Source organism: Zestomonas insulae (assembly GCF_016901015.1).
Taxonomy (GTDB): domain Bacteria; phylum Pseudomonadota; class Gammaproteobacteria; order Pseudomonadales; family Pseudomonadaceae; genus Aquipseudomonas; species Aquipseudomonas insulae.
Map to the genome: position 1 here is coordinate 155221 of NZ_JAFEUP010000006.1, position 25417 is coordinate 180637.

General features: G+C 67.7%; 24 protein-coding genes. 10 read left to right on the top strand and 14 right to left on the bottom strand.

Annotated features, from left to right (window positions below; translation table 11 throughout):
* Positions 1 to 83: 83 nt before the first annotated feature.
* A complete protein-coding gene (locus tag JQX08_RS19270; RefSeq protein ID WP_205350039.1) occupies positions 84 to 1268 on the top strand; it encodes a multidrug effflux MFS transporter in 1185 nt (394 codons plus the stop codon).
* On the opposite strand, the gene JQX08_RS19275 is transcribed toward JQX08_RS19270, so the two are convergent.
* The gene (locus tag JQX08_RS19275) at positions 1253 to 1432 is read right to left on the bottom strand and encodes a hypothetical protein (RefSeq protein WP_205350040.1); all 180 of its coding nucleotides are present in this window, start codon (positions 1430 to 1432) and stop codon (positions 1253 to 1255) included. The genes JQX08_RS19270 and JQX08_RS19275 overlap by 16 nt on opposite strands.
* Before the next feature lie 145 nt (positions 1433 to 1577).
* The gene (locus JQX08_RS19280) at positions 1578 to 2594 is read right to left on the bottom strand and encodes a zinc-binding alcohol dehydrogenase family protein (protein WP_205350041.1); all 1017 of its coding nucleotides are present in this window, start codon (positions 2592 to 2594) and stop codon (positions 1578 to 1580) included.
* Between the two features lie 220 nt (positions 2595 to 2814).
* Here JQX08_RS19280 and JQX08_RS19285 point away from each other — a divergent pair, with 220 nt between their 5' ends.
* The 9 genes from JQX08_RS19285 (at position 2815) to JQX08_RS19325 (ending at position 12047) form a co-directional block, all read left to right on the top strand.
* On the top strand, positions 2815 to 3729 hold the full coding sequence (locus tag JQX08_RS19285; RefSeq protein ID WP_205350042.1) for a LysR family transcriptional regulator: 915 nt from the start codon (positions 2815 to 2817) through the stop codon (positions 3727 to 3729).
* Between the two features lie 94 nt (positions 3730 to 3823).
* Positions 3824 to 6001, top strand: a complete 2178-nt coding sequence (locus tag JQX08_RS19290; protein WP_205350043.1) for a putative bifunctional diguanylate cyclase/phosphodiesterase — start codon at positions 3824 to 3826, stop codon at positions 5999 to 6001.
* A 69-nt stretch (positions 6002 to 6070) separates the two neighbouring features.
* Positions 6071 to 6466 carry a DUF2946 domain-containing protein gene (locus tag JQX08_RS19295; RefSeq protein WP_205350044.1) on the top strand — a complete coding sequence of 132 codons (396 nt, stop codon included), beginning with the start codon at positions 6071 to 6073 and terminating at the stop codon, positions 6464 to 6466.
* A 109-nt stretch (positions 6467 to 6575) separates the two neighbouring features.
* Entirely contained in the window at positions 6576 to 8615 is a 2040-nt protein-coding gene (locus tag JQX08_RS19300; protein WP_205350045.1) for a TonB-dependent receptor family protein, read from the top strand.
* Between the two features lie 62 nt (positions 8616 to 8677).
* Positions 8678 to 9172: a copper chaperone PCu(A)C gene (locus JQX08_RS19305; RefSeq protein WP_205350046.1), complete on the top strand. Its 495-nt coding sequence runs from the start codon at positions 8678 to 8680 to the stop codon at positions 9170 to 9172.
* A 63-nt stretch (positions 9173 to 9235) separates the two neighbouring features.
* A complete protein-coding gene (locus JQX08_RS19310) occupies positions 9236 to 10615 on the top strand; it encodes a PepSY-associated TM helix domain-containing protein (protein WP_205350047.1) in 1380 nt (459 codons plus the stop codon).
* 76 nt (positions 10616 to 10691) lie between these two features.
* Complete coding sequence (locus JQX08_RS19315; RefSeq protein ID WP_205350048.1) at positions 10692 to 10961, top strand: PepSY domain-containing protein; 270 nt, start codon at positions 10692 to 10694, stop codon at positions 10959 to 10961.
* On the top strand, positions 10962 to 11501 hold the full coding sequence (locus JQX08_RS19320) for a cytochrome b/b6 domain-containing protein (RefSeq protein ID WP_205350049.1): 540 nt from the start codon (positions 10962 to 10964) through the stop codon (positions 11499 to 11501). It abuts the gene before it with no gap.
* 90 nt (positions 11502 to 11591) lie between these two features.
* Positions 11592 to 12047: an REP-associated tyrosine transposase gene (locus JQX08_RS19325; protein ID WP_205350050.1), complete on the top strand. Its 456-nt coding sequence runs from the start codon at positions 11592 to 11594 to the stop codon at positions 12045 to 12047.
* Between the two features lie 67 nt (positions 12048 to 12114).
* On the opposite strand, the gene JQX08_RS19330 is transcribed toward JQX08_RS19325, so the two are convergent.
* The 12 genes from JQX08_RS19330 to JQX08_RS19385 all read right to left on the bottom strand — a co-directional run bounded on the left by JQX08_RS19330 (position 12115) and on the right by JQX08_RS19385 (position 25316).
* Positions 12115 to 13065: an adenosine deaminase gene (locus JQX08_RS19330; protein ID WP_205350051.1), complete on the bottom strand. Its 951-nt coding sequence runs from the start codon at positions 13063 to 13065 to the stop codon at positions 12115 to 12117.
* Between the two features lie 198 nt (positions 13066 to 13263).
* Positions 13264 to 14229 carry a 2-oxoglutarate and iron-dependent oxygenase domain-containing protein gene (locus JQX08_RS19335; RefSeq protein ID WP_205350052.1) on the bottom strand — a complete coding sequence of 322 codons (966 nt, stop codon included), beginning with the start codon at positions 14227 to 14229 and terminating at the stop codon, positions 13264 to 13266.
* 165 nt (positions 14230 to 14394) lie between these two features.
* A complete protein-coding gene (locus JQX08_RS19340) occupies positions 14395 to 15477 on the bottom strand; it encodes a BMP family ABC transporter substrate-binding protein (RefSeq protein WP_205350053.1) in 1083 nt (360 codons plus the stop codon).
* Positions 15478 to 15813: 336 nt separating this feature from the next.
* Entirely contained in the window at positions 15814 to 16491 is a 678-nt protein-coding gene (locus JQX08_RS19345; protein WP_205350054.1) for an SDR family oxidoreductase, read from the bottom strand.
* 157 nt (positions 16492 to 16648) lie between these two features.
* On the bottom strand, positions 16649 to 17575 hold the full coding sequence (locus tag JQX08_RS19350) for an ABC transporter permease (RefSeq protein ID WP_205350055.1): 927 nt from the start codon (positions 17573 to 17575) through the stop codon (positions 16649 to 16651).
* Complete coding sequence (locus JQX08_RS19355) at positions 17575 to 18678, bottom strand: ABC transporter permease (RefSeq protein WP_205350056.1); 1104 nt, start codon at positions 18676 to 18678, stop codon at positions 17575 to 17577. The genes JQX08_RS19350 and JQX08_RS19355 overlap by 1 nt, the downstream gene beginning before the upstream one ends.
* Positions 18679 to 18689: 11 nt before the next feature.
* Entirely contained in the window at positions 18690 to 20249 is a 1560-nt protein-coding gene (locus JQX08_RS19360) for an ABC transporter ATP-binding protein (RefSeq protein ID WP_205350057.1), read from the bottom strand.
* A gap of 319 nt (positions 20250 to 20568) precedes the next feature.
* Positions 20569 to 21402 carry a nucleoside-binding protein gene (locus tag JQX08_RS19365; RefSeq protein ID WP_205350058.1) on the bottom strand — a complete coding sequence of 278 codons (834 nt, stop codon included), beginning with the start codon at positions 21400 to 21402 and terminating at the stop codon, positions 20569 to 20571.
* Positions 21403 to 21657: 255 nt separating this feature from the next.
* Entirely contained in the window at positions 21658 to 22596 is a 939-nt protein-coding gene (locus tag JQX08_RS19370; RefSeq protein WP_205350059.1) for a LysR family transcriptional regulator, read from the bottom strand.
* Positions 22593 to 23192 carry an IMPACT family protein gene (locus JQX08_RS19375; protein WP_205350060.1) on the bottom strand — a complete coding sequence of 200 codons (600 nt, stop codon included), beginning with the start codon at positions 23190 to 23192 and terminating at the stop codon, positions 22593 to 22595. The genes JQX08_RS19370 and JQX08_RS19375 overlap by 4 nt, the downstream gene beginning before the upstream one ends.
* Positions 23192 to 23860, bottom strand: coding sequence for a TetR/AcrR family transcriptional regulator (locus tag JQX08_RS19380; RefSeq protein ID WP_205350061.1), 669 nt, complete (start codon positions 23858 to 23860; stop codon positions 23192 to 23194). The genes JQX08_RS19375 and JQX08_RS19380 overlap by 1 nt, the downstream gene beginning before the upstream one ends.
* 151 nt (positions 23861 to 24011) lie before the next feature.
* Positions 24012 to 25316 carry an NTP/NDP exchange transporter gene (locus tag JQX08_RS19385; RefSeq protein ID WP_430472557.1) on the bottom strand — a complete coding sequence of 435 codons (1305 nt, stop codon included), beginning with the start codon at positions 25314 to 25316 and terminating at the stop codon, positions 24012 to 24014.
* Positions 25317 to 25417: the final 101 nt, after the last annotated feature.

Here is a 25417-nt window from a genome sequence, read left to right on the forward strand (position 1 = left end):
TTCAGCCTTGGGCTGCTGCCGCGGCCCGGCTATCCTGCCGCTTTGCTGCGGCCGTTTTGACCGCGATGCCTGCCGGACCCTTCATGAACCTACGCATCCTGCTGATCCTCGGCGCCCTCAGCGCCTTCGGCCCGCTGGCCATCGACTTCTACCTGCCGACCTTCCCGACCCTTGCCGCGGTGTTCGCCACCGACATCGAGCACGTGCAGCTCAGCCTGGCGGTGTACTTCGCCGGCCTGGCGATCGGCCAACTGCTCTACGGCCCGCTGGCCGACCGCTTCGGCCGGCGCCTGCCGCTGCTGATCGGGGTGTCGCTGTTCACCCTGGCGTCGTTGGTCTGCAGCCTGGCGCCGAGCCTCGAATGGCTGATCGCTGCGCGCTTCGTGCAGGCGCTCGGCGGCTGCGCCGGCATGGTGATCTCCCGCGCGGTGGTGCGTGACCTGTGCGACCCGGTCGCCTCGGCCAAGGCGTTTTCCCAACTGATGCTGGTGATGGGCCTGGCGCCGATCCTCGCCCCGCTGTTCGGCGGCTGGCTGCTGCAGTTCTCCGGCTGGCGCTCGATCTTCTACTGCCTGACCCTGTTCAGCGCGCTGTGTGGTACCGCGGTGGCACTGTGGCTGCCCGAATCGCTGTCACGCGAAATGCCGCGCCTGCCGCTGAGTGGCGCATTGCAGCGCTATCGCGGGCTGTTGGGCGACGGCGTGTTCCTCGGCTACGCGCTGACCGGCGGCCTGGTGATGGGCGGCATGTTCGCCTACATCTCCGGCTCGCCGTACGTGTTCATCGAGCTGTATGACGTGCCGGCCGAGCACTACGGCTGGCTGTTCGGCAGCAACGCGGCGGGCTTCATCATCGCCGGGCAGATCAACGCGCGCCTGCTGCGCTGGCGCGGCCCGGCGTTCTGGCTGCGCCGCGCGGTGTGGATCTACCTGGCCGCCGGGCTGACCTTGCTGACCGTCTCCGCGCTGCAGCCGAGCGCGCTGTGGCCGTTGCTGATCCCGCTGTTCATCTGCATCGCCAGCCTTGGCGGCATCCTGCCGAACGCCTCGGCCTGCGCGATGGCCGGCCACGGCGTACAGGCCGGCAGCGCTTCCGGGCTGCTCGGTTCGCTGCAGTTCTGCATCGCCGCGGGCGCCTCGGCGCTGGTCGGCGTGCTGCACGACGGCACGGCCATGCCGATGGCCGAGGCCATCAGCCTGTGTGGAATCGGTGCGGTGACCCTGACCCTGCTGACCTGGCGTCTGGAACGGCGTCAGGCGCTGCGCTGAACTGCTTCGGGTAAGTGATGGGGGGCGCGCAGACGCGCCTCCAGTGTGGCGACGAACTGCCGGGCCTCGGCCTCGCTACGGAAACTGATGCAGTGCTGATCGAGGCGTACTTGCCAGCTGCGGCGGCCCTGCGGACCTGCGGTCGGACTGACGAGAATCTTCATCGCAACGCTCCCCGGCCATGTGGGCGGAGATTGCAGTTTAGCGCCCCGCCCGGGTCCAGCACGCAGCTGCGACGGATGGCGGCGAGCGCTCTGTTTCAGGATCTTTCGCGCCTGCCACAGGGCCGCCGGCCGCCGCGTGTGGCGCTCAGGCGAAGCCTTCGAGGACGATCTTGCCCTTGGCCTTGCCGCTTTCCAGCAGGGCGTGGGCGCGACGCAGGTTGGCCGCGTCGATGCGCCCGAAATGCTCGCCCAGGGTGGTTTTCAGCACGCCCTGATCGATCAGCTGGCTGACCCGCTCGAGCAGTTTGTGCTGCTCGAGCATGTCGTCGGTCTGGAACAGCGAACGGGTGTACATGAACTCCCAGTGCAACGACAGGCTCTTGCGCTTGAGCTTGCGCACGTCGAGCGCTTCCGGGTCGTCGATCAGGCCGAGCTTGCCTTGCGGCGCCAGGGCTTCGACCAACTGATCGAGGTGCTGATCAGTGTTGGTCAGGCTGGCCACATGGGTCACCGGGCCGATTCCGAGGCCGCGGATTTCCTCGGCCAGCGGCCGGCCATGGTCGACCACGTGCTGCGCGCCGAGGGCGCGCACCCAGGCCTGGGTGTCGGCCCGCGAGGCGCTGCCGATCACGGTCAGGCCGGTGAGCTGGCGGGCCAATTGGGTGAGGATCGAGCCGACCCCGCCGGCGGCACCGACGATCAGCAGGCGCTGGCCGGCGCTGGCCGCCCCTTCGGCGATGCCCAGGCGCTCGAACAGCAGCTCCCAGGCGGTGATCGCGGTCAGCGGCAGTGCGGCGGCCTGGGCGAAGTCCAGGCTGCGCGGCTTGTGGCCGACCAGCCGCTCGTCGACCACGTGCAGCTCGCTGTTGGCGCCGGGGCGATCCAGCGCGCCGGCGTAGAACACCTCGTCGCCGGGCTGGAACAGGCTGGCCGCGCTGCCCACTGCGCGCACCACGCCGGCCACGTCCCAGCCGAGCACCTTGGCCTGGCCGGCCTCGGGGGCGACGTTGCGGCGAATCTTGGTGTCCACCGGATTGACCGAGATGGCCCGCACCTCGACCAACAGGTCGCGCGGGCCGGGCGTCGGCGCCGGCAGTTCGACGTCCTGCAGGGCATCGGGGTGGTCGATCGGCAACGACTGGTAGTAGGCAATGGCTTTCATGCGTGCTCCTGGGTGGCGGGTGACTGGGTCCCCGCCTGCGCGGGGACGACGATTGATTCGTGCGGCACCGTCATTCCCGCGAAGGCGGGAATCCAACGGACCGGGGTGCGCGAGCGGCGCGCCCGTGACTCAGGCCAGTTATCCTCGGCTATTCGCCTGGAATGAAAAACCCACTGCGAATAGAGTCTCTTTCAAAGCAATTTTGAAAATAGAGCCCGCCATGCTGCGCTTTGATGACCTTAGCCTGTTCGTCCGCACCGCCGATGCCGGCAGCCTGTCCGCCGCCGCGCGGGCGCTCGATGTGTCGCCGGCGGTGGCCAGCGCCGCGCTCAAGCGCCTCGAGCAGGAACTCGACGTGCGCCTGCTGGTGCGCTCGACGCGCAGCCTGCGGCTGACCCCGGAGGGCGAGCAGTTCCTCGTTCATGCGCGGGCGGCGCTGCTCAGCCTCAGCGCCGGGCGCCAGCAACTGGCCGGCGGCAAGGCGGCGATCAGCGGCGAGCTGCGCCTTTCGGCGCCCTCGGATTTCGGCCGCAACGTGCTGCTGCCCTGGCTCGATGCCTTCCAGCGCGAACATCCGCAACTCAGCGTGCGCCTGCTGCTCGGCGACCGGGTCAGCGACCTGTATCGCCAGCCGGTGGACATCGCCCTGCGCTACGGCATTCCCGAGGATTCCAGCCTGCTCGCCCTGCCGCTGGCCGCCGGCAACCGCCGCGTGCTGTGTGCCGCGCCGGACTACTGGGCGCGCCACGGCGTGCCGCAGGAGGTGGAGGCGCTGCGCGAGCACAACTGCCTGCTGTACATGCTTGGCGAGCGGGTGCACGACCGCTGGAGCTTCACCCAGGGCAAGCGCGCGCTGAACGTCAGCGTGCGCGGCGACCGGGTCAGCGACGACGCCGACGTGGTGCGGCGCTGGGCGGTGGCCGGGCAGGGGCTGACCTATAAGTCCTGGCTGGACGTCGCCGCCGACGTGCAGGCCGGGCGCTTGCAGCTGGCACTCAGCGACTACCTCGGCGAGGCCACGCCGCTCAACCTGATCTGCACCCACCGCGCCCAGCTGACCCGCCCGGTGCGCCTGCTCCGCGAGTTCCTGCAGACCCGCTGCGACGAGCTGCTGGCCCGCGCGCCGTGGGCTTGAGGGGTGGCTGGTGGCGAATTGATATGCGTGGCTATACTGCTGTCGCTCGGCTGCAGATGTCCTTCCTGTCGTTGGCCTGAACGGATTTCGCGCTATGGAATGGCTGGATTTGCGCTTCCTCGTCGGCTACCCCAGCGGTGGTCAACTGCTCCTCACCTGCAGCCACGCCATCGGCCTGGTGCTGCTCGCCTATGTGGTGGCCTGCGCCGCCAGCTACGCCACCCTGAGCATTGCCGACCGCCTGGCCTATGCCGCGCGTGCCCGCGTGCGGCGCGCCTGGCGCTGGGCCGGTGCGCTGTTTCTCGGTGGCGGCGTGTGGGCGATGCACTTCATCGCCATGCTCGCCTTCCGCGTGCCCATCGCCATCCAGTACGACCTGCCGACCACCCTGCTGTCGCTGCTGGTGGTGTGCATCGCCGCCTTGCTGGCAATGCGCTCGATGGAGCAACTGCACCCCACGCTGCGCCAGTGCGTGCAGGCGGCGCTGTGCATCGGCGCCGGCATCGTGCTGATGCACTACAGCGGCATGGCGGCGATTCGCTCCAGCGCCACGCTGTACTACGACCCCTGGCTGTTCGCCCTGTCGGTGCTGATCGCGGTGGTCGCCAGCTTCGCCGCGCTGTGGCTGGCGCTGCACTGGCGCGACCTCAACGAGCGCCATCACCAGTTGCTCAAAGCGCTGGCCAGCCTGCTGATGGGCGGCGCCATCGTTTCCATGCACTTCACCGGCATGTGGGCGCTGTCCCTGGTGGTGCCGCTGGGCACCGCGCTGAGCCTGCAGAACGACAACGATGCGACCCAGCTCGGCGTGGGCATTGGCGTGATCAGCGTGTTCGCCATCGGCTGTGGCCTCGCCGCCGCAGCGGCCGACCGCAAGCTGCAGAGCAAGGAGAGCGATCTCAGTCGGGTCAACCGCCTGGTCAGCGACCTCGACCGCGCCCGGGCGCTGCTGCAGCAGGCCGCGCAGTACGACGCGCTGACCAACCTGCTCAACCGTCGGGCGTTCACCGAACTGTTCGGCGAGTGGCTGCTCAGCCACGCGGCGACCGGCCGTGCGCTGGCGGTGATGTTCCTCGACGTCGACCACTTCAAACGGGTCAACGACAGCCTCGGCCATGATGCCGGCGATCATCTGCTGCATGAGGTGGCCGCGCGGATTCGCGCCACGCTGCGCGAGCAGGACGTGATCGCCCGCTTCGGCGGCGACGAGTTCTGCATCCTGATCAGCCTGCACACCCCCGACGAGGCGCGGCAGCTCGCCGAGCGCATCCTGCAGGGCATGAAGGAGCCGATCCTGATCAACGGGCGCAGCATGGTGATGAGCGCCAGCATCGGTATCAGCCTGTTCCCGGAGGACGGCGACAGCTGCGAGGAGCTGCTCAAGCACGCCGACCTGGCGCTGTACCAGGCGAAGAACTGCGGCCGTAACGCGCTGCAGTTCTTCAACCACCACCTCAAGCACAAGGTCACCCTCGAGTTGCAGCTGGAAGAGGAGTTGCGCCAGGCGCTGATCAGCGACGGCGGCCTGTTGCTGCACTACCAGCCGATTCTCGACTTGCGCAGCGGTGACGTGACCAAGCTCGAAGCGCTGCTGCGCTGGCAGCACCCGCGCCTCGGCCTGCTAAGCCCCGACCGCTTCCTCGGCATCGCCGAAGCCAACGGCTTCATCACCGAGCTGGACGCCTGGGTGCTGCGCCGCGCCTGTGCCGACTTGGCCGGGCTGGTTGCCCAGGGGCATGCCGAGCTGCGCGTGGCGGTGAACTGCTCGGCCCTCGACCTCAGCCACGACGACCTGCCGAGCATCGTCGCCACCGCGCTGGAGGGCGCCGGCCTGCGTCCGCAGAACCTCGAACTGGAAGTCACCGAGAACGCCCTTATGAGCAGCGTCAACCAGGCGCTTGGCCTGCTGCAGCGCATCCGCGAGCTGGGCGTGAGCATCTCCATCGACGACTTCGGCACCGGCTATTCGTCGCTGGCCTACCTCAAGCGCCTGCCGCTCGACACCCTGAAGATCGACCGCTCGTTCCTGTTCGACATCCCCGGCAGCGAGGCTGACGGCGAGATCGTCCATGCGATCATCGGCATGGCGCACATCCTGCGCCTGCAGGTGGTCGCCGAGGGGGTGGAGAGTGCCGAGCAGCTGGCGTTCCTGCGCGGCCTGGGTTGCGATTTCATCCAGGGCTACCTGTTCAGCCGGCCGCTGCCGCTGGAGCAGCTCGCGGACTTCCTCGCCGGCCCGGATGCCTCGGTGCAGGCACTGGCGGCGTGCTGAGGATGCAATCAGCAGTTTTCTCGCGGCGTCTGCGCTGCTAAATTCGCCGCCCTCATCTAGAGTCAACTCATGAACATCGACCGCCGCCGCCACTCGCTGACCGCCTGGATGCTGTACTTCAGCGTCCTGTTCAGCGTGCTCGCCTGCGGTTTGGGTCATGGGCAGATGCTCGGTCTGCAGCTCAACGGGGTCGGTGGGCAGTTCTGCTCGATCGACAACAAGGCGCAGCCGTCCTTCGACCTGAGTGGCAGCAAGCTGGCCGGCACCGGCCAGAGCGACAGCCAGCTGTCCGGCACCTTCAGTTGCCCGCTGTGCGGCTCCGTGGTGCTGGCCATGGCGCTGCTGTTCGGCCTGTTCTGGCCGCGCATTGCCGCCGCCGTCCCGCTGTTGCGCCGTGAGCTGCGCAGCAAGCTTCCCCCGCGTTATTCCTGGCCTTCCGCCAACCCTCGCGCTTCGCCCTTCTGATTGCTGAGCGTTCTGCCCGATGCATGCGGCCCTTGGTCGCGTGTGTCCGGCGCGTGCAATCCGTTCGCCTTGGCGAGCGGCAGAACCAGAAGACTTCGAGGGTACGACCATGTGTCGCAAAACCATCCTCGGCCTGTGTGCGGTGAGCAGCGTGTGGCTGTCTCCGGCGCAGGCCGACCATGTGGAGCTGGCGGAAACCGCCATCAACGCCGAGCAGCAACGCGATCCCACCGCGCCGAGCATTGCCGAGAAGAAAGCCGAGTTCTCTCACATTCCCGGCGGCGCCACCGTCGTCGATGCGGAGACTTACAAGAGCGGGCGCAGCAGCACACTGCAGGATGCCCTGGGCATGGCCACCGGGGTGTTCATCCAGCCGCGCTTCGGCGCCGAGGAAGCGCGCCTGTCGATTCGCGGCTCCGGCCTGCAGCGCACCTTCCACGGTCGCGGCCTGCTGCTGATGCAGGACGGCGCGCCGGTCAACCTGGCCGATGGCAGCTTCGACTTCCAGACCATCGAGCCGCTGGCCACCGACCACATCGAGGTGCTGCGTGGCGCCAATGCCTGGCGCTACGGGGCGACCACGCTCGGCGGCGGGATCAACTTCGTCTCGCCGACCGGCAAGAGCGCCGCACCGTTGGACCTGCGCTATGAAGGCGGCAGCTTCGGCTACCACCGCCTGTTCGGCGCGGTGGCGCAGGATTTCGGCGACGCCGACGCCTACCTGAGCATCAACGACTACGCGCAGGACGGCTTTCGCGACCACTCCAAGCAGGACAACCAGCGCTACTTCGCCAATATCGGCGGGCGCATCAACGAGCGCCTGGCCACCCGCGTCTACCTGACCCACGTGGAAACCGATTCGGAGCTGCCCGGCAACCTGACCAAGGCGCAGATGCGCCGCGATCCGGAGCAAGCCTCGGCTGACGCGCTGCGAGGCGACCAGCACCGCGACTTCAACCTCAATCGCGTCGGCAACATCACCACCCTGCAGCTGGACGGCGGGCACAGCCTGGAGCTGGCCAGCTTCTACAGCGAGAAGGCACTGTTCCACCCGATCTTCCAGGTGCTCGACATCAACAGCGAAGACTACGGCATGCGCCTCTCGCACCTCTGGGAGAGCGACAGCGGCTGGCGTTGGCGCGGCGGCGTGGAGGCCAGCCAAGGGCGCAACTGGGACTCGCGCTATGTGAATGTCAGTGGCCGCAAGGGGCGCAAGGTCAACGAGCTGCACCAGACCGCGCGCAATCTGAACGCCTTCGGCGAGCTGGAAGTGCCGCTGGCCGAGCGCTGGGCGCTGATCGGCGGCGCGGCGTGGTTGCACCAGGAGCGCAACGTCGATGACCGCTTCAAGTGCAACGCCTTCGTCACCGCGGTCTGCGTGCCGCAGGACGAGTCGTTCGATGGCAGCTACCTGGGCCGCCTCGGCCGCATCGGCGTGCGCCATGACCTGGCCGAGGGTGTGCAGCTGTTCGCCAACTTCAGTCAGAGCTACGAGCCGCCGACCTTCAGCGAGCTCACCGGCGGGCAGATCACCACGCAGAACGACGCGCAGAAGGCCAACACCTGGGAAGCCGGCCTGCGCTGGGCGCGCGACAGCCTGGACGTCGACCTGGCGGTGTACCGCAGCGAGATCCGCGACGAGCTGCTGGCCCTCAACGACGCCAATGGCCAGCCGCTCGGCACGGTCAACGCCGACCGCACCCTGCACCAGGGCGTCGAACTCGGTGGCGCCTGGACCCTCGGTCAGATCACCTTGCGCGGCCAGTACCTGTTCAACGACTTCCGCTTCGACAACGACGACGTCTACGGCGACAACCGCCTGGCCGGCGTGCCGCGGCATTTCCTCAAGGGCGAAGCGCTCTGGCAGCAGGACGGCTGGTACGCCGGGCCGACCGTCGAGTGGGTGCCCAACCACTACAACGTCGACCAGGCAGAAACCCTGTACGCCGAGGGCTATGCGATCTGGGGCCTGAAGGGCGGCTACCGGCCGGGCGAGGGGGTGGGCTTCTTCGTCGAAGGCCGCAACCTCTCCGACAAGACCTATGTCGCCACCACCGGCGTGATTGCCAATGCCAACGGCCAGGACAGCGCGCAATTTATGCCGGGCGACGGCCGCGCCCTGTACGTCGGCCTGGAGTGGCGGCAATGAACAGCCCAGCGTTTTTACACCCGTTACCGCAGTCCCCACGTTCTTTCCTCGGGAGTCTCACCATGAAACTGACCAAAGCCCTGCTGCTCGCCGCCTTGCTGACGCCAGCCTGGTACGTCACCGCCCACGAGTACAACGCCGGCGACCTGCACATCGAGCACCCCTGGTCGCGCGAGATGCCGCCGAGCGCGCCAACCGCCGCGGCCTACTTCGTCCTCCACAACAAGGGCGCGGCCGCCGACCGCCTGCTTGGCGTCGACACCCCGGCGGCGGCCAAGGCCGAGATCCACGAGCACGTGGAGAGCAACGGCATGATGAAGATGCAGCAGGTGCCCGGTGTGGACCTGCCGGCCGGCGGCGGGGCGACCTTCGCCCCCGGCGGCTACCACGTGATGCTGTTCGGCCTGAAACAGCAGTACCGCGACGGCCAGCGCTTCCCGCTGACCCTGCACTTCGAGAAGACCGGCGACGTGCAAGTCGAAGTGGTGGTGCAGAAAGACGCGCCGGCCGAGCAGGCCGATCACTCCACGCATGCCGCGCACGAACACGCGCAATAGTGCCGAGCCGCCGCGGCGCTACTGGCGCCGCGCGGTCGTTGCGGTCTTGGGAGGCCGATCACCATGAACCAGCCCACTCCGTCGTTCTACCAGCTCGCCTGGCGTTGGCATTTCTACGCCGGCCTGTTCGTCATTCCGTTTCTGGTCATGCTGTCGCTGACCGGCATGCTCTACCTGTTCAAGCCGCAGCTCGACCAGCTGATGTACCCCGAGCTGCTGCAGGTCAGTCCGGCCGCCCAGGCGCTGGACGCCGACCAGCTGCGTGCGCGGGTCAGCCAGGCGCATCCGCAGGCGCAGCTGCTCAAGTACCTGCCGCCGGCCAGCGCGAGCGCCAGCGCGCAGTTCGTGGTCAACCAGAATGGCCGCGAGCTGAACCTGTTCGTCGACCCCTATCGCGGCACGCTGCTGGGTAGCCAGGACGCCCACGACAACCTGCAGGCGATCGCCCGCAGCCTGCACGGCACGCTGCTGATCGGCACGCTGGGCGATCGGCTGATCGAACTGGCGGCCGGCTGGGCCATCGTCCTGGTGGTCTCCGGCCTGTACCTCTGGTGGCCGCGCGGAAGTGGCGGTGCCGGGGTGCTGTGGCCGCGCCTGAGCGCGCGCGGGCGCCTGCTGTGGCGCGACCTGCACGCGGTGACCGGCTTCTGGGGCGCCGCGCTGCTGCTGTTCATGCTGCTCACCGGGATGACCTGGACCGGCTTCTGGGGCACGCAGTTCGCCGCGGTGTGGAACCACTTCCCCGCCGAGCAGTTCCGCGCCGTGCCGAAGTCCCCGCTGCCCACCGGCAGCCTCAACGAGGCGCACCGGCAGACCGTGCCGTGGGCGGCGGAGACCGCGCCCATGCCGGTCTCCGACCCGCATGCCGCGCACCAGGGCCACGACATGGCGAACATGGCCGCGCCAGACGCACCGGTGATCGGTCTGCAGCGTGTGGTCGAGATCGCCGCCGCGCAAGGCGTGCCGCCCGGTTTCAGCGTGACCCTGCCGAAGGGCCCGACCGGCGTGTACACCGTGGCGCTCGGCGCCGACGACCCCAGCCAGGAGGTCACCCTGCACCTCGACCAGTACAGCGGGGAGCCGCTGGCTGCGGTGCGCTGGGCGCAGTACGGCACGGTGGCGCGCGGCGTCAGCCTGGGCATCGCCCTGCACGAGGGCAAGCTGTTCGGCCTGGCCAACCAGTTGGCGATGGCCGGCGTCTGCCTGCTGGTGCTGCTCAGTGCGGTCAGCGGCCTGGTGATGTGGTGGAAGCGCCGCCCGCAGGGCAGTTTTGGTGTGCCGCCGCTGCGCCATGATCTGCCGCTGTGGAAGGGCGCGGTGCTGGTGATGCTGCTGCTCGGCGTGGCCTTTCCGCTGGTCGGCGGTTCGCTGCTGGCGGTGTGGCTGCTCGATCGGCTGTTGCTGGCGCTGCGAATCGCTGGTCGGCCGGCCGTCAGCGGCTAGGCTTGTTGGCAGAGCGGGCGAGTTGCGCAGTCCATCCGCTGTTTATGGGATTCATATCACCGGGAGAGTTTCCACTATGCGCACACTACTGTTGCTCGGTCTGGTTGCCGCCAGCCCGCTCACCTTCGCCGATCCGCAATGCACCACCGCGGACAAGGCCACCTGGCAGGATCAGACCAAGTTCCAGGACAACCTCAAGAGCCAGGGCTACGACATCAAGAAGTTCAAGGTGACCAGCACCAACTGCTACGAGATCTACGGCTGGGACAAGGACAAGCGCAAAGTCGAAATCTACTTCGATCCGGTCAGCGGCAACATCGTCGAGCAGGAAGTCGAGGACGAGTGAGTGAACGACGAACGCGTGCGCCTCTGGGACCCGCTGGTGCGGTTGTTCCACTGGTCGCTGGTGCTCGCGTTCATCGCCAACTACTGGTTCACCGGCGCCTCACCGTTCGGCTCGAAGTTCTGGCACCGCTGGCTCGGCTACTACGCGGTGGCTTGGCTGGTGGTGCGCCTGGTGTGGGGCTTCGTCGGTCCGCCGGCGGCGCGCTGGGCATCGTTCTGGCCGACCCCGGCACGCCTCGCCTGGCACCTGCGCGCGCTGCTGCGCGGCGAGCCGGCACATCAGCTTGGCCACTCACCGCTCGGCGCGCTGGTGATGATCCTGATGATGCTGCTGATGCTCAGCCTGGGCATCAGCGGCTTTCTGCTCGAGGAAGTCGACTACTTCTGGGGTGAGGACCTGCCGCGCGACATCCATGTGTGGCTGGCCGACGGCCTGCTGGTCCTCGCCTGCCTGCACGTCGCCGCCGCGCTGTTCGAGAGCTGGCGGCTGAAGGAAAACCTGCCGCTGTCGATGATCACCGGCTGGCGCAAGCGCCTGTAGGAGCGAATTCATTCGCGATGCTTTTGCGCGGTCGGCTATCGCGAATGAATTCGCTCCTACAATCGTGCGTTTCAGTCAGAGGACAAGGGAATGTCCATGCACCATGGCAAGCATTTGCGCCGCGGGCGCTATTCGGAGTTGGGGCGAATCTATCTCGTCACTACGGTTGTTGCGGGGCGACAACCAGTTTTCGATGACTGTGTCTGCGCCCGCCTGTTTATCGGCGAGATGCGCCGGTGTGTCGATGAGACGCTAGCCGCATCGCTGGCCTGGGTGGTGATGCCCGATCATGTGCATTGGTTGCTGGCGCTCGAGCGGAGCGACCTGGGCTCGCTGATGAAGAGGCTCAAGGCGCGGAGCAGCTTGGTCATTAACCGCGAGCGCGGTACTCGCGGGCAGCTGTGGCAAGCAGGGTTTCATGACCGTGCGCTGCGGCGGGAGGAAGATGTTCGAGCAGTTGCCCGCTACGTGGTGGCAAATCCGCTGCGTGCCGGGTTGGTCGGTCGCCTCGGAGATTATCCGCACTGGGACGCCTGCTGGCTGTAGGAGCGATTTCATTCGCGATGCTGTTTCGCTGCCGATCTATCGCGAATGAATTCGCTCCTACCAAGCCTCATCGCGCCAGCCGCGCGTCCAGGCTGTTCTGCGCCAGGCGCTTGGCCTGTGCCTCGCTCATGCCCAGGTGTTCGTGCAGGGCGGCGAAGTTCTCGGTGACGTAGCCGCCGAAGTAGGCCGGGTCGTCCGAGTTCACTGTGACCTTCACACCTTGTTCGAGCAGGTCGAGGATGTTGTGTTCGCGCATGTGGTCGAACACGCAGAGCTTGGTGTTGGACAGCGGGCAGACGGTCAGCGGGATCTGCTCGTCGATGATCCGCTGGATCAGCCTGGGGTCTTCCGCGGCGCGCACGCCGTGGTCGATGCGCGCCACCTTGAGCAGGTCGAGCGCTTCCCAGACGTACTCGGGCGGGCCTTCCTCACCGGCGTGCGCCACGGCGATCAGCCCTTCGCTGCGGGCCTTGGCGAACACCCGCTCGAACAGGCGCGGCGGGAAACCCTTCTCCGAGCTGTCCAGACCGACGGCAATGAACGCATCGCGGTAGGGCATGGCCTGCTCGAGGGTTTGGAACGCCGCTTCTTCGGGCAGGTGGCGGAGGAAGCTCAAGATCAGCCCGCTGCTGATGCCGAGTTGCGTGCGGCCGTCCTTGAGCGCCTGCTGGATGCCGTTGAGCACCACGTCGAACGGCACACCGCGGTCGGTGTGGGTCTGCGGGTCGAAGAACGGCTCGGTGTGGATGACGTTCTGTTCCTTGCATTTCTGCAGGTAGGCCCAGGTCAGGTCGTAGAAGTCCTGCTCGCTGCGCAGCACGTCGGCGCCGGCGTAGTAGAGGTCGAGGAATTCCTGCAGGTTGTTGAAGGCGTAGGCGGTGCGCAGGGTCTCGACGTCGGCCCAGGGCAGGGCGATCTTGTTTCGCTCGGCCAGGGCGAACAGCAGCTCGGGCTCCAGCGAACCTTCGAGGTGCATGTGCAGTTCGGCCTTGGGCAGGCTATTGAGCCAGTCGTACATGGTGAATTCTCGTTATCAGGCTGTGCGGGGCAGTTTAGTTGGGGGAGAGGCCTTTCCCTCACCCCAACCCTCTCCCGGAGGGAGAGGACGTCTTTCCGTGCATCGGTCGAGCGCCGTGCTAGCGAGCGGCTCCATCCAGTCCCCTCGCCCCAGGGAGAGGGCTAGGGTGAGCGGCGGACGTTCGACGATCACGTCAACCTAGGCATTCGCCTCTTCGCGGCGGTACGCATAGGTCTCGGCGAAGCGCGACAGCATGTAGTCGCTGCACGACACCGCCGGGTACTTCGGCGGGTGCTCGGCATCGTGGCAGCCGTCCAGGCAGCTGATCTCGGTGTCCGGGTGCGGCTCGGCGAAGAACGGCATGGAGTAGCGGTCGACGCCCAGCGGGCTGACCACCCGGTGCGGCGTGGACTTGTACAGGTCGTTGCTCCAGCGCGCCATCATGTCGCCGATGTTGACCACGTAGGTGCCGTCGATCGGCGGCGCATCGATCCATTCGCCGCGCACGTTCTGTACCTGCAGACCGCCGGCGTTGTCCTGATAGAGCAGGGTCACGCAGCCGTAATCGGTGTGCGCGCCGGCGCCTTGCTGCTCGGCGCTGCTGGCGGTGTGGCGCGGTGGGTAGTGGATCATGCGGAACACGCTGATCGGCTGCTCGAAGCGCTGGTCGAAGAAGTCCCTGTCGATGCCCAGAGCCAGCGCGATGGCGCGCAGCAGGGTCTTCGACAGTTCGTGCATGTCCTCGTAGTGCTGCTGCAGCAAGGCTTCCCAGCCGGCGACCTGCGGGTGCCAGTTGGGCCCGCGCAGCGGCTTGCCGGCCAGCACGTCGGGGTGCTCGGCGGGCATGTGGAAACCCATGTCGAAGGTTTCCTTGAGATCGCTCGGCTTGCTCGGGTCGAGCTGCTCGGTGGCGATTGCGCCATAGCCGCGGTGGTGGGCGCTCTTGGTGATGTCGATGCGCAGCTTTTCCTCCGCCGGAAGGGCGAAGAAGTCTTCGGCCGCCGCCTTCAGCTCGGCGATGCGTGACGCGCTGATCGGGTGACCCTTGATGTAGAAGAAACCCCATTCGCGGCAGGCCGCGTCGATCTGTTTGGCGACGCGCAGCCAGGCGGCCTCGTCGGCGGTGTACAGCGGGGCGATATCGATGATGGGCAGGCTATTCATGTGGGCTCCAGGGGGGAGTGCTGCGAGTCTTCTCGTACCCAGGGCAGCGAACGAGGGCGAAGGACTCGCCCCCTTGGCGCGGTTCTCCCCGCGAGCGGGGGAGGGACGGCGCGGACCGCATTCTACCGCGGAGGCGCGTGGCCTCCACGGCAGGTTGTCGGCCAGTTACTTCGGCAGCTCGGCCTTGAGGCCTTCGACGTAGTAGTTCATGCCGGCCAGATCGGCGTTGCTGGCGGTGGCGCCGGCGGCGATCTTGACCGCACCGCTCTGGTCCTTGATCGGCCCGGTGAACGGGTGGAAGGTGCCGGCCTTGATGCTGTCGATGATGGCTTGCGCTTCGCTCTTCACGTCAGCCGGCACCAGGTCGCTGATCGGCAGCTTGATGGTCCCTTCGGCCAGGCCGCCCCAGTAGTCCTGCGACTTCCAGGTGCCGTCCATGACGCCCTGGGTGGCCTGGATGTAGTGCGGGCCCCAGTCGTTGACGATCGAGGTGAGCACCGCTTTCGGGCCGAAGTGGGCCATGTCCGAGGCGTAGCCGACCGAGTAGACGCCGCGACGCTCGGCGGTCTGGATCGGTGCCGGGCTGTCGGTGTGCTGGAACACCACGTCGACGCCCTGGTCGATCAGCGCGTTGGCGGCATCGGATTCCTTGCCCGGATCGAACCAGGAGTTGACCCACACCACCTTGATCTCGGCGGTCGGGTCGTACTTGTTCAGCGCCAGCTGGATGGCGTTGATGTCGCGGATCACCTCGGGAATCGGGAAGGAGGCGATGTAGCCGATCTTGTGCGTCTTGGTCATTTTCGCGGCAAGGAAACCGCCGACGTAACGGCCTTCATAGGAGCGCGACAGATAGGTGCCGAGGTTCTTGTCCTGCTTGTAGCCGGTGGCGTGCTCGAAGGTGACCTTGGGGAACTGCTTGGCGACCTTGGCGGTGGGGTTCATGAAGCCGAACGAGGTGGTGAAGATCAGGTCGTAGTTGCCCTTGGCCATGTTGCGGATCACCCGCTCGGCGTCGGCGCCCTCGGCGACGTTCTCGACGAAGGTGGTCTTCACCTTGTCGCCGAACTGCTTCTCCACCGCCTGGCGGCCCAGCTCGTGCTGGTAGGTCCAGCCGTGGTCGCCGATCGGCCCGACATAGACGAAGCCGACTTTCAGCGGGTCGGCGGCGGAAGCGCTGAGGGCGCTGCTGAAACCGATGGCGACGGCGAGGCCGCGCAGGAGGTTGTTCTTCATTTTCTTCGGCATGACGGGTGGGGCTCCTAGGGGTCTTGGTATGTGGCCTCGACGGGCTCTCATAGGCATAGCAAAAAATTGACCAACTGGACAAAAAGCCGTGTTGTCGAGTGATCGCACGCGGTGGCCGGCAAGGCGAGGCCTGCACTGGTGCAATTGTGCCGGGATTTGCCACGATCTGGTGCGTTGCGATGTACTCGCGGGCATTGCCGATGGGTATCGCTTCGCTCAACCCATGCTACGGGCTTGGGCCCAGCTTGTAGGAGCGGCCCATGGCCGCGAAGCGCCCTGATCGCGGCCATGGGCCGCTCCTACAGAGGTTGGCTCCGATGAAATTCGGGAACGCTGTTACCAGGGCAGCGTTTCGCCCGCGTAGTCGATGTACAGGTGCTTGCCGCTGCCCACGTGAGCGGCGAGTTGCGCGGCCAGGCCGGCGCAGCTGGTGGGGATGTCCAGTGGTGCGTCCTGGCCGCCCATGTCGGTGCGCACCCAACCCGGATGCAGCTGCAGCACGGTCAGCCGGCGCTCGCCCTGCTCGGCGTGGAAGCCGCGGCCGAGGCAGTTCAGCGCCGCCTTGCTGGCCTTGTACAGCGCCAGGTAGCTGCTGTCGTTGAGCTCGATGCTGCCGAGGATCGAACTCATGAACGCCACCGTGCCGCCCTCGCGGACCTGCTCGGCGAAACGCTCGGCAAGCGCCACCGGGGCCACCGCGTTGGTCATGAACAGCTGGCCGAGTTCGGCCTGGGTCGCGGCGCTGGCCGACTGGTGCTGCGGCCCGGCGATTCCGGCGTTGACGAACAGCACGTCGAACAACTCGCCGCGCAGGCGCTGCTGCAGACCGGCCTGGGCCTCGGCGTCGTCGATGTCGAGTTGCTCGATGTGCACGCCGCTCAGCGCGCGCAGCGCCTCGGCGCGGGCCGGGTCGCGCACCGTCGCAGTGATCTGCCAGCCGTCGGCGTGCAGCTGTTTGGCCAGACCGAGGCCGAGGCCGCGCGAGGCGCCGATAAGCAGGATGGATTTGGCCATGACCGGGGCTCCTTGGGGATGGGGGAAGGAGCTACAGCATAGCGGTTTGTCGATCGAATCCCCGCCTGCGCGGGGATGACGACGCGGTGTGGTGACCCAGTTGCGCGTTGTCCCCGTGCCGTCGTCCCCGCGCAAGCGGGGACCCAACAATCCAGCCTCAGTGGCCCGGCTGCCACGGCTGGCCGAGCGACACCGGGGCGAACAGGCGGGTGCGCAGCGCATCGCGCGACAGCAGCACCAGCACCACGATGGTCGCCACGTAGGGCAGCATCGCCAGCAGGTTGGCTGGGATGCTCAGGCCGATGCCCTGAGCCACCAGGTGGAGAATGCTGGCCAGGCCGAACAGGTAGGCGCCGAGCAGCAGGCGGAACACCCGCCAGCTGGCGAACACCACCAGCGCCAGGGCGATCCAGCCACGCCCGGCGGTCATGTTCTCCGCCCACATCGGCGTGTAGGCCAGCGACAGGTAGGCGCCGGCCATGCCGGCCATGGCGCCGCCGAACAGCACCGCCAGGGTGCGCACGCGCAGCACCGGCAGGCCCATGGCGCTGGCCGCGTCGGGGTTCTCGCCGACCGCCTGGATGATCAGGCCGACGCGGCTCTTCAGCAGCACCCAGGCGATCAGGGCGAACAGCGCGAAGGACAGGTAGACCAGTAGGTCCTGGGCGAACAGCATGCGGCCGATCAGCGGAATCTCGCTGAGCAGTGGAATGGCGATCGGCTCGAAACCGGTCAGCGGCTTGCCGACCCAGGCCGCGCCGACGAAGGTCGACAGGCCGATGCCGAAGATGGTCAGGGCCAGGCCGGTGGCCACCTGGTTGGCGTTGAAGCCGAGTGCGACCAGGGCGAACAGCGACGACAGCAGCATGCCGGCGAGCATCGCCAGCAACACGCCGAGCCACAGGTTGCCGGTGGCGAAGGCGGCGATGAAGCCGACCACCGCGCCGAACAGCATCATGCCTTCCTGACCGAGGTTGAGCACGCCGCTCTTCTCGCAGACCAGCTCGCCGAGCGCCACCAGCAGCAGCGGCGTGCCACAGCGGACCATGGCGTAGAAGATGTTGGTTAGCAGATCGATATCCATCAGATGGCTCCCACGGCGGCGCTCGGCGCCGCGCGACGGGCCCAGCGCAGACTGAGGCGCGGGCGGTAGAGAATCAGCACGTCACAGGCCAGTAGGAAGAACAGCATCATGCCCTGGAACAGTTGGGTGATCGCCTGCGGCAGGTTGGCGTTCATCTGCGCGTTCTCGCCACCGAGATACAGCAGCGCCATCAGCAGACCGGCGAACAGGATGCCGAGCGGATTGAGGCGGCCGAGGAAGGCTACGGTGATGGCCGCGTAGCCGTAGCCCGGCGAGACCTGCGGGACCAGCTGGCCGATCGGCCCGGTGACCTCGCCGACCCCGGCCAGGCCAGCCAGCGCGCCGCTGATCAGCAGGGCGATCCACACCAGCTTCTTCTCGCGGAAACCGACGAAGCCGGCGGCGCGCTGGTCGAGGCCGAGCACCTTGATCTGGAAGCCGAGGAAGCTCTTCTGCAGCAGCACCCAGACCGCCACCAGCGCGGCGATGGCGAAGTACAGGCCGGCGTGCACGCGGCCGTCCTCGAAGATCGCCGGCAGGCGGCTGGCGTCGCCGAACATCGCCGACTCGGGGAAGTTGAAGCCGGCCGGGTCCTTCAGCGGGCCGTGCACGCAGAACAGCAGGAGGTTCAGCGCGATGTAGTTGAGCATGATGCTGGTGAGGATTTCGTTGGCGTTGAACTGCGTGCGCAGCCAGGCGGTGAGCCCGGCCCAGGCCGCCCCGGCGAGCGTGCCGGCGGCCAGCACCAGGGCCAGCGCCCAGCGGCTGTCCCAGCCGATGATGTGTACCGCCACCGCGCTGCCGGCCAGCGCGCCGACCAGCAGCTGGCCTTCGGCGCCGATGTTCCAGATGCGCGCCTGGTAGGCGACCGCCAGGCCGAAGGCGCAGAGCAGGATCGGCAGGGCTTTGACCAGCAGTTCGGAGACCCCGTAGAAGTCGCTGATCGGGTCGATCAGCAGCACCTTGAGGGTCTCCAACGGGTCATGGCCGAGGGCGATGAACAGCAGCGAGCCGCAGAGCAGGGTGAGCACCGCGGCGAGCGCCGGCGACAACCAGAGCATGGCGCGCGACTGCTGGCCGCGCGGTTCGAGGGAAAGCAGCATCGAAAGCTCCGTCAGCTCAGGGCGGCGGAGGCCGCCGCGGAATCGGGGGAAGTGAGGAATTCGCCGGCCATCCAGCGTCCGACTTCACTGGTGTCGGTCTCGGCGGTCGGTTTCAGCGCCGACAGCCGGCCGCTGCTCAGTGCGGCCAGGCGGTCGCTGATCTGGAACAGCTCGTCGAGGTCTTCGGAGATCACCAGGATCGCCGCGCCGGCATCGCGCAGGGCGATCAGCGCGCGGTGGATGGCCGCCGCGGCGCCGACGTCGACGCCCCAGGTCGGGTGCGCGGCGACCAGCAGTTTCGGCTGCTGGAGAATCTCGCGACCGAGGATGAATTTCTGCAGGTTGCCGCCGGACAGGCTGCGCGCGGCGGTCTGTGCGCCCGGCGTCTTCACCGCGAAGCGGCGGATGATCTCCTCGGCGAACGCCTGCACCTTGCCGCGCTGGATCAGCCCACGACTCACCAGGCCGCGCTGGAAGGCGGTGAGCAGGCCGTTGTCGGCCAGCGACAGGTCCGGCACCGCGCCGTGGCCGAGGCGCTCGGCGGGGACGAAGGCCAGGCCCTGGGCGCGCCGCGCATCGGGGCGCAGGTGGGCGACCGCCTGGCCATTGAAGCGGATGCGTGCCGGCTCGGCGCTGAGCCGCTGTTCGCCGGAGAGTAGGGCGAGCAGCTCGTCCTGGCCATTGCCGGCGACCCCAGCGATGCCGACGATCTCGCCGCTGCGCACCTGCAGGGCGATGTCCTTGAGCGAGGTGCCGAACGGGTCGGGGTTGTGCCAGGACAAACCGTCGAGGACCAGGAACGGCGCGCCGCCCTCGACCTTCGGGTAGCTGGCTTCCAGGCCTTCCGCCTCGCCGACCATCAGCCGCGCCAGCTCCAGGTCGGAGCACTCGGCTGGCACGCAATGCCCGGACACCCGGCCGCCGCGCAGCACCGTGGCGCGCTGGCAGAGCGCGCGCACCTCGCCGAGCTTGTGGCTGATAAACAGGATGCTGCAGCCCTCGGCCGCCAGGCGGCGCAGGGTGGCGAACAGCTCGTCAGCCTCCTGCGGGGTGAGCACCGAGGTCGGCTCGTCGAGGATCAGCAGTTTGATGTCCTGCATCAGGCAACGAATGATCTCGACCCGCTGGCGTTCGCCGATGGACAGGCTGTGCACCAGGCGCTGCGGTTCCAGGGCCATGCCGTAGCGCTGCGAGACCTCGCGGATCTGCGGCTCGAGCTGCTTCGGCGTGCCGGCCTCGCGGCCCATGGCCAGGGCGATGTTCTCCGCCACGGTGAGGGTCTCGAACAGCGAGAAATGCTGGAACACCATGCCGATTCCGTGGCTGCGCGCCATCGCCGGGTCGCGCATGGTCAGTGGCTGGCCTTCCCAGAGCAGCTCGCCGGCGTCGGCCTGCACCACGCCGTAGATGATCTTCATCAGCGTGCTCTTGCCGGCGCCGTTCTCGCCGAGCAGCGCATGGATTTCGCCCGGCTCGATGGAGAGATCGATGCGGTCGTTGGCCAGGGTGCCGGGGTAGCGTTTGGTGATGCCGCGCAGCGCGAGACGGGGCGGGGAAGTGGGTGTCGTCATGGGTGCTTTTAACTCAGGGAGGCCGCGTGTCCCCAACAAAAGCAAAAAGCTGGCCAGCTGGTCAGAAAATCCCGCGGGTGGCCTGGCTCGCCGATCCGCACCGATGGGTCGGTACGGGCGTGCACGTAATTGGGGCGTGGTGGCGAATCGTAGCGCAGCGACGGGGCGGAGGGTGAGGGGGCGGGCGGACGATTATCGCCGGAGGCGGACGACCGGCCGGTCGTGGCGCTCGGCGAGCGGTTGAGTGCGGAGTGCTAGTTGCTCCCTCTCCCCGGCGGGGAGAGGGTTGCGGTGAGGGGGCGGGCGGAGCCGCCTCCGCTCAGAACGTCAGCTCGAGGTTCACCGTCGGGGTCGAGGTGCGACTGCCGCGTCCACCGTCGACGCCGAACTTGTTGTGCCAGTACTCGTAGCCGACGCCGAAATACAGGTTCGGCTTGACGTTCTTGCCCGGCCGCGCGGCGACCATCAGCGCAGCGCGCATCAGGGTTTCCGGGGCGGTGTCCTTGTCGTTGTAGTCCTCGCCCTTGTCGCCGACGTGGTTGACGAAACCCTGGAACTTGGCGGCATGCCCGCCGATCTCGAACGGCCGCATCCACGCCAGGCTGAGCATGTAGGTGGCGTCGAAGGTGTGGTCCGGGTGCTTGGCGTTGGGGATGCCCGAATGGTTCTTCTCTTTGTAGTAGAGCACGCTGAAATCGGTAAAACCGGCAGTGTTGAGCTTCAGGGTCGGGCCGAACACCAGCGCGCGCTTCTTCGCCGAAGCCAGGTTGTTGTTGCGGTTGGCGTCGAAGCCGAGGGTCAGCGCGTAGTCCTTGACCAGCGCGTTATCGAACTTGCGGTCGAACACCCGCGAGGCGAACAGCTGGTGGCGGTACACGCCGTAGACCTCGCTGCCGCCGTGGTCGGTGCCCTTGCGCGGGTCGTTGCTGTCGGAAAGGAACACGTCGAGGTTGAAGTAGTTGCTGCCGTACTGGTAGCCGCTGGCGTGGGTGAAGCTGTAGATGCGCTTGGCGATGTCGTTGGGGTTGTTCGGGTTGGTGAACTCCTTGCCGTAGCGGAAGCCCACGCTGTTGTTCATCCATTCCAGCGCCATCGCATCGCCGCCGGCGGCGAGGAGGGTGAGCAGGGCGGTGCTTTTGAGGGTGTTGTTCATACGGCGGTGTTCTCTTGTTATTGGACGTGCCGAGGGTGCCTGGGCGCAGTATCGGCACAGCGCGCATGATCACCAAAGAACAGAATATCGAGCGCAGTGATGCCGATTCGGCAGCAGTTGATTGACCGAAAGGTCAGGAGTCTCGGCGGCTTGTCTGCCTCGCTGCTTGTGGCCGTGTGGCAGCGAATTCATTCGCGATCGGCTGAGCGGCCTGGCTCTGATCGCGAATAAATTCGCTCCTACCAGGCGTGCGGGTCAGGCGAGTTGTTCGCGCTCCTGGCGCTCGCGCAGGCGGATTTCCGCGTCGAGCTGGCGCGCCAGCGCTTCGACCGCCGGCGGCAGATGGCGGCCGCGGCGCACGTAGAGGCCGAGATCGCTGTGCACGCCGCCGCCGTCGTTGAGCGGGATGTGCTTGAGCGTGTCGGCGGCGAGATCGGCCTCGATGCCGATGCGGGTCTGGAACGCCACGCCGAGGCCGCGCCGCGCCAGTTGCCGGGACAGCTCCAGCGAGCTGCTTTCCAGGATCGCCTGCACCGGCTGGCGCAGGCGCTCGCGCAGCGGAGCGAGCAGGTGGTGGATGGACAGTTCGCTCTTGGCCAGGATCAGCCCGTGCTCGGCGCACTGGGCGAAGCTCGCCGCCGGCCTCGAGGCCAGCGGGTGCTCCGGGACGACGATCGCGCCGAGGCTGAAGTGGCCGACGCTGAGCTGCTCCAGCTCGGCGCTGCGCGGCAGGGCGAAGGCCAGGCCGAGGTCGACGTCGCCGGCCAGCACCGCCTCGGGAATCGACTTGGAGCCGAGCAGGGTGACGCCGACGGTGACCTGCGGATAGCGCTCGCGCATGTCCTTGAGCACCCGCGGCAGCAGGTCGGCGGTGACCGCCTCGACCGTGGCGATTTCCACGTGGCCGGTGCGCAGGCCCTGCAGGGCGTCCAGCTCGGAGCGCACCCGCTCGACGTCCTGCAGCACCACGGTGACGTGGCGGGCGAAGATCTCGCCGGCGGCGGTCAGGCGCAGGCCGCCGGGCAGGCGGTCGAACAGCGGCGCGCCGATCTCGTCCTCGAGCTTGAGAATCTGCCGGTTGACCGCCGACGAGGCGACGTTGAGGCGCCGCGCCGCCTCGCGGATCGAGTGGCAGCGGCGGACCATGTCGAAGTAGTGGATGGCCGGCGAATGGATGCGCAGTTTGCTGCTCATGCCGGGTCGTCCTCGACTGACTGCAGTTGGCTGCGGCCGCGGCTGAGGTCGGCGAGCAGGCGTTGCAACGCCTCGCGCTGCTCGGCCGGCAGGGCCAGCTGCAGCTCGGCGCCGCTGGCGTCGAAGCGCTCCTCGTCGAGGCGTGCGCCGAACTCCTCGAGGCGCGCCTTGAACAGCGGCAGCACGGCGAACTCCAGGTGGCAGCGAGCCTGTTGCAGCTGCAGCAGCGGCCGCCGCGCGCCGGCCTGCAGGCACTTCGCCGCGCTGCCGCCATAGGCGCGGGCCAGGCCGCCGGTGCCGAGCTGGATGCCGCCGTACCAGCGGATCACCAGCACCGCGACCTGGTCGCAGTCCTGGCCCTCGATGGCGGCGAGGATCGGTCGGCCGGCGGTGCCGCCCGGCTCACCGTCGTCGCTGAAACGGTACTGCTTGCCGACCTTCCACGCCCAGCAGTTGTGCGAGGCGGCGGCGTCGCTGTGCGCGGCGAGGAATGCCTGCGCCTCGGCGGCGCTGGCGACCGGGGCGGCGAGGGCGTGGAAGCGGCTCTTGCGAATCTCCTCGCGGTACTCGCAAGGCGCATCCAGGGTGAACGGCATCAGCGCGCGGCCGGCGGCGTCAGGCCGCAGCCCTTGAGGATGATGTGGGTGAGGGTCTGCGTGGCGGTGGCAAAGTCGTCCTTGGTCAGCTGCTTGCGCCCGCTGACCCGGCAGATCTGCGAACTGAAATCGGCGTAGTGCTGGGTGCTGCCCCACAGCAGGAAGATCAGGTGCACCGGGTCCACCGGGTCCATCTTGCCGGCCGCGCTCCACGCCTCGAACACCGCCGCGCGGCCGCGGAACCAGGCCAGGTAGTCCTGGTTGAAGTGCTCCTGCAGGCAGGCGCCGCCGCTGATCACTTCCATGGCGAAGATCTTCGAGGCCAGCGGCTGGCGCCGCGAGAACTCCAGCTTGGCGCGGATGTAGCGGCTCAGCGCCTCGGCCGGGTCGTCGTCGACGGTCAGCGTGTTGAAGGTGCTGTCCCACAGGTCGAGGATGTTGCTCAGCACCGCCACGTACAGCCCCAGCTTGTTGCTGAAGTAGTAGTGCAGGTTGGCCTTGGGCAGCCCGGCGCGTTGGGCGATGGCGTTCATGCTGGTGCCTTTGAAACCGTGGCGGGCGAACTCCTCCTCGGCGGCACTGATGATGGCTTCTTCATTCTTCTGACGAATGCGGCCGGCGGGTTTGCCGGAAGCGTTGGGGCTGTGCGCGGGCACCAGAACGGTCATGGGCGATCCAGAGGTCAGCGGGCGATTGGGTGAACTGATACCCCACGGCCGAGGTTCCGACAAGGGTAAAGCCAGCGTAACGGTCAGGTTTTTTCAGCAGGCACCCATCTGGGGCAATTTTGCGCCGCTATGCACCGCCGGCAGGCGCAATTCAGAGGCGCTCAGGCTCGTTTTCGCCTGGCGTTGCGTCGCCCGGGATCGCGACGGTGCGTCCGCCCAGATACCAACCCAGCGCACCCCACAGTGCCGCCAGCACCGCGCCGACCAGGGCGACCAGCAGCACGCCGTGGCCGAGCGCGTCGAGCAGGGTCTTGGCCCAGGCGCTGACCGCGTCACCGGCGCGGTAGACCACGGTGTCGATGAAGTTCTTCGCCTTGTATTTGCTCTGCGCATCCAGCGGGGCGAAGAGCATTTCCCGGCCGGGACGGATAAAGGCGTATTCGCCGACCCGGCGCACAATCATCAGCGTGGCGAGCACCGCGAAGGTCGGCGCCAGTGCCAGACCGAGGAAGCCCAGGGCGACCAGCAGCGGCACGCCGGCGAGCAGCAGGCGCGGGCCGTAGCGTTCGGCCAGGCGCCCGGCGATGAACAGCTGGGCGAGCAGCGACAGCGCCTGCACGCTGAAGTCGATCAGGCTGAACACACGAATCTGCGCGGCGCGCTCGGGGAAACGCTCGGCGACCAGGCGGGCCTGCTCGAAATAGAGGAAGGTGGTCACCGTGGCGAGCAGGATCACGAAGGCGCTGATGCCCAGCAGGTAGGGCGAGCTGCACACCCGGCCAATGCCGCTGAACGGGTTGCCGCTCACCGGTCGGCGCGGGTCTTCGCTGGGCGGCGCACCGGGACGGCCGGCGCCATGTTCCGCGCGCCAGTGCATCAGCAACTGCTTGAGCGGCAACGTGGCGAGCAGCAGGGCGGCTGCCAGCAGGGTCAGGCCGCTTTGCCCGAGCGCGTCGATCAGCAGCGCGCCGAGCGCCGGGCCGGCCAGCCCGCCGCAGCTGGCGCCGGCGGCGATGAAGGCGAACAGGCGGCGCGCCTGGGTCGGGTCGAACACGTCGGCCATCAGGCTCCAGGCCACCGAGATGACGAACAGGTTGTAGACCGAGATCCACACGTAGAACACCCGCCCACCCCACACCGACTCGCCGGCCTGGAACCACAGGGCGAACAGCAGCAGGTTGGCGGCGAAGAAGCCGTACACCCAGTCGATGTAGCGGCGCCGCGCGACCTTCGAGTTGAGCCAGGCGAACAGCGGCACGGCGAGCAGCATGACCACGAAGGTGGCGCTGAACAGCCACTGCAGGTTGTCGACGCCACCGAGAATGCCCATCGCCTCGCGGATCGGCCGCAGCATGAAGTAGCCGGCGAACAGGCAGAAGAACAGCGCGAAGCCGGCCAGCGCGGCGGCCAGCTCGCCCGCTCGGGCGTTGATCGCAACGCTGAGGCGTTGGCTCATCGACATGCCGGTGCCCGCCTGGCAGAACCTGTAGGAGCGAATTCATTCGAGATTCGTAGCAACGTCGAGCTGCCCGCTATCGCGAATGAATTCGCGCCTAC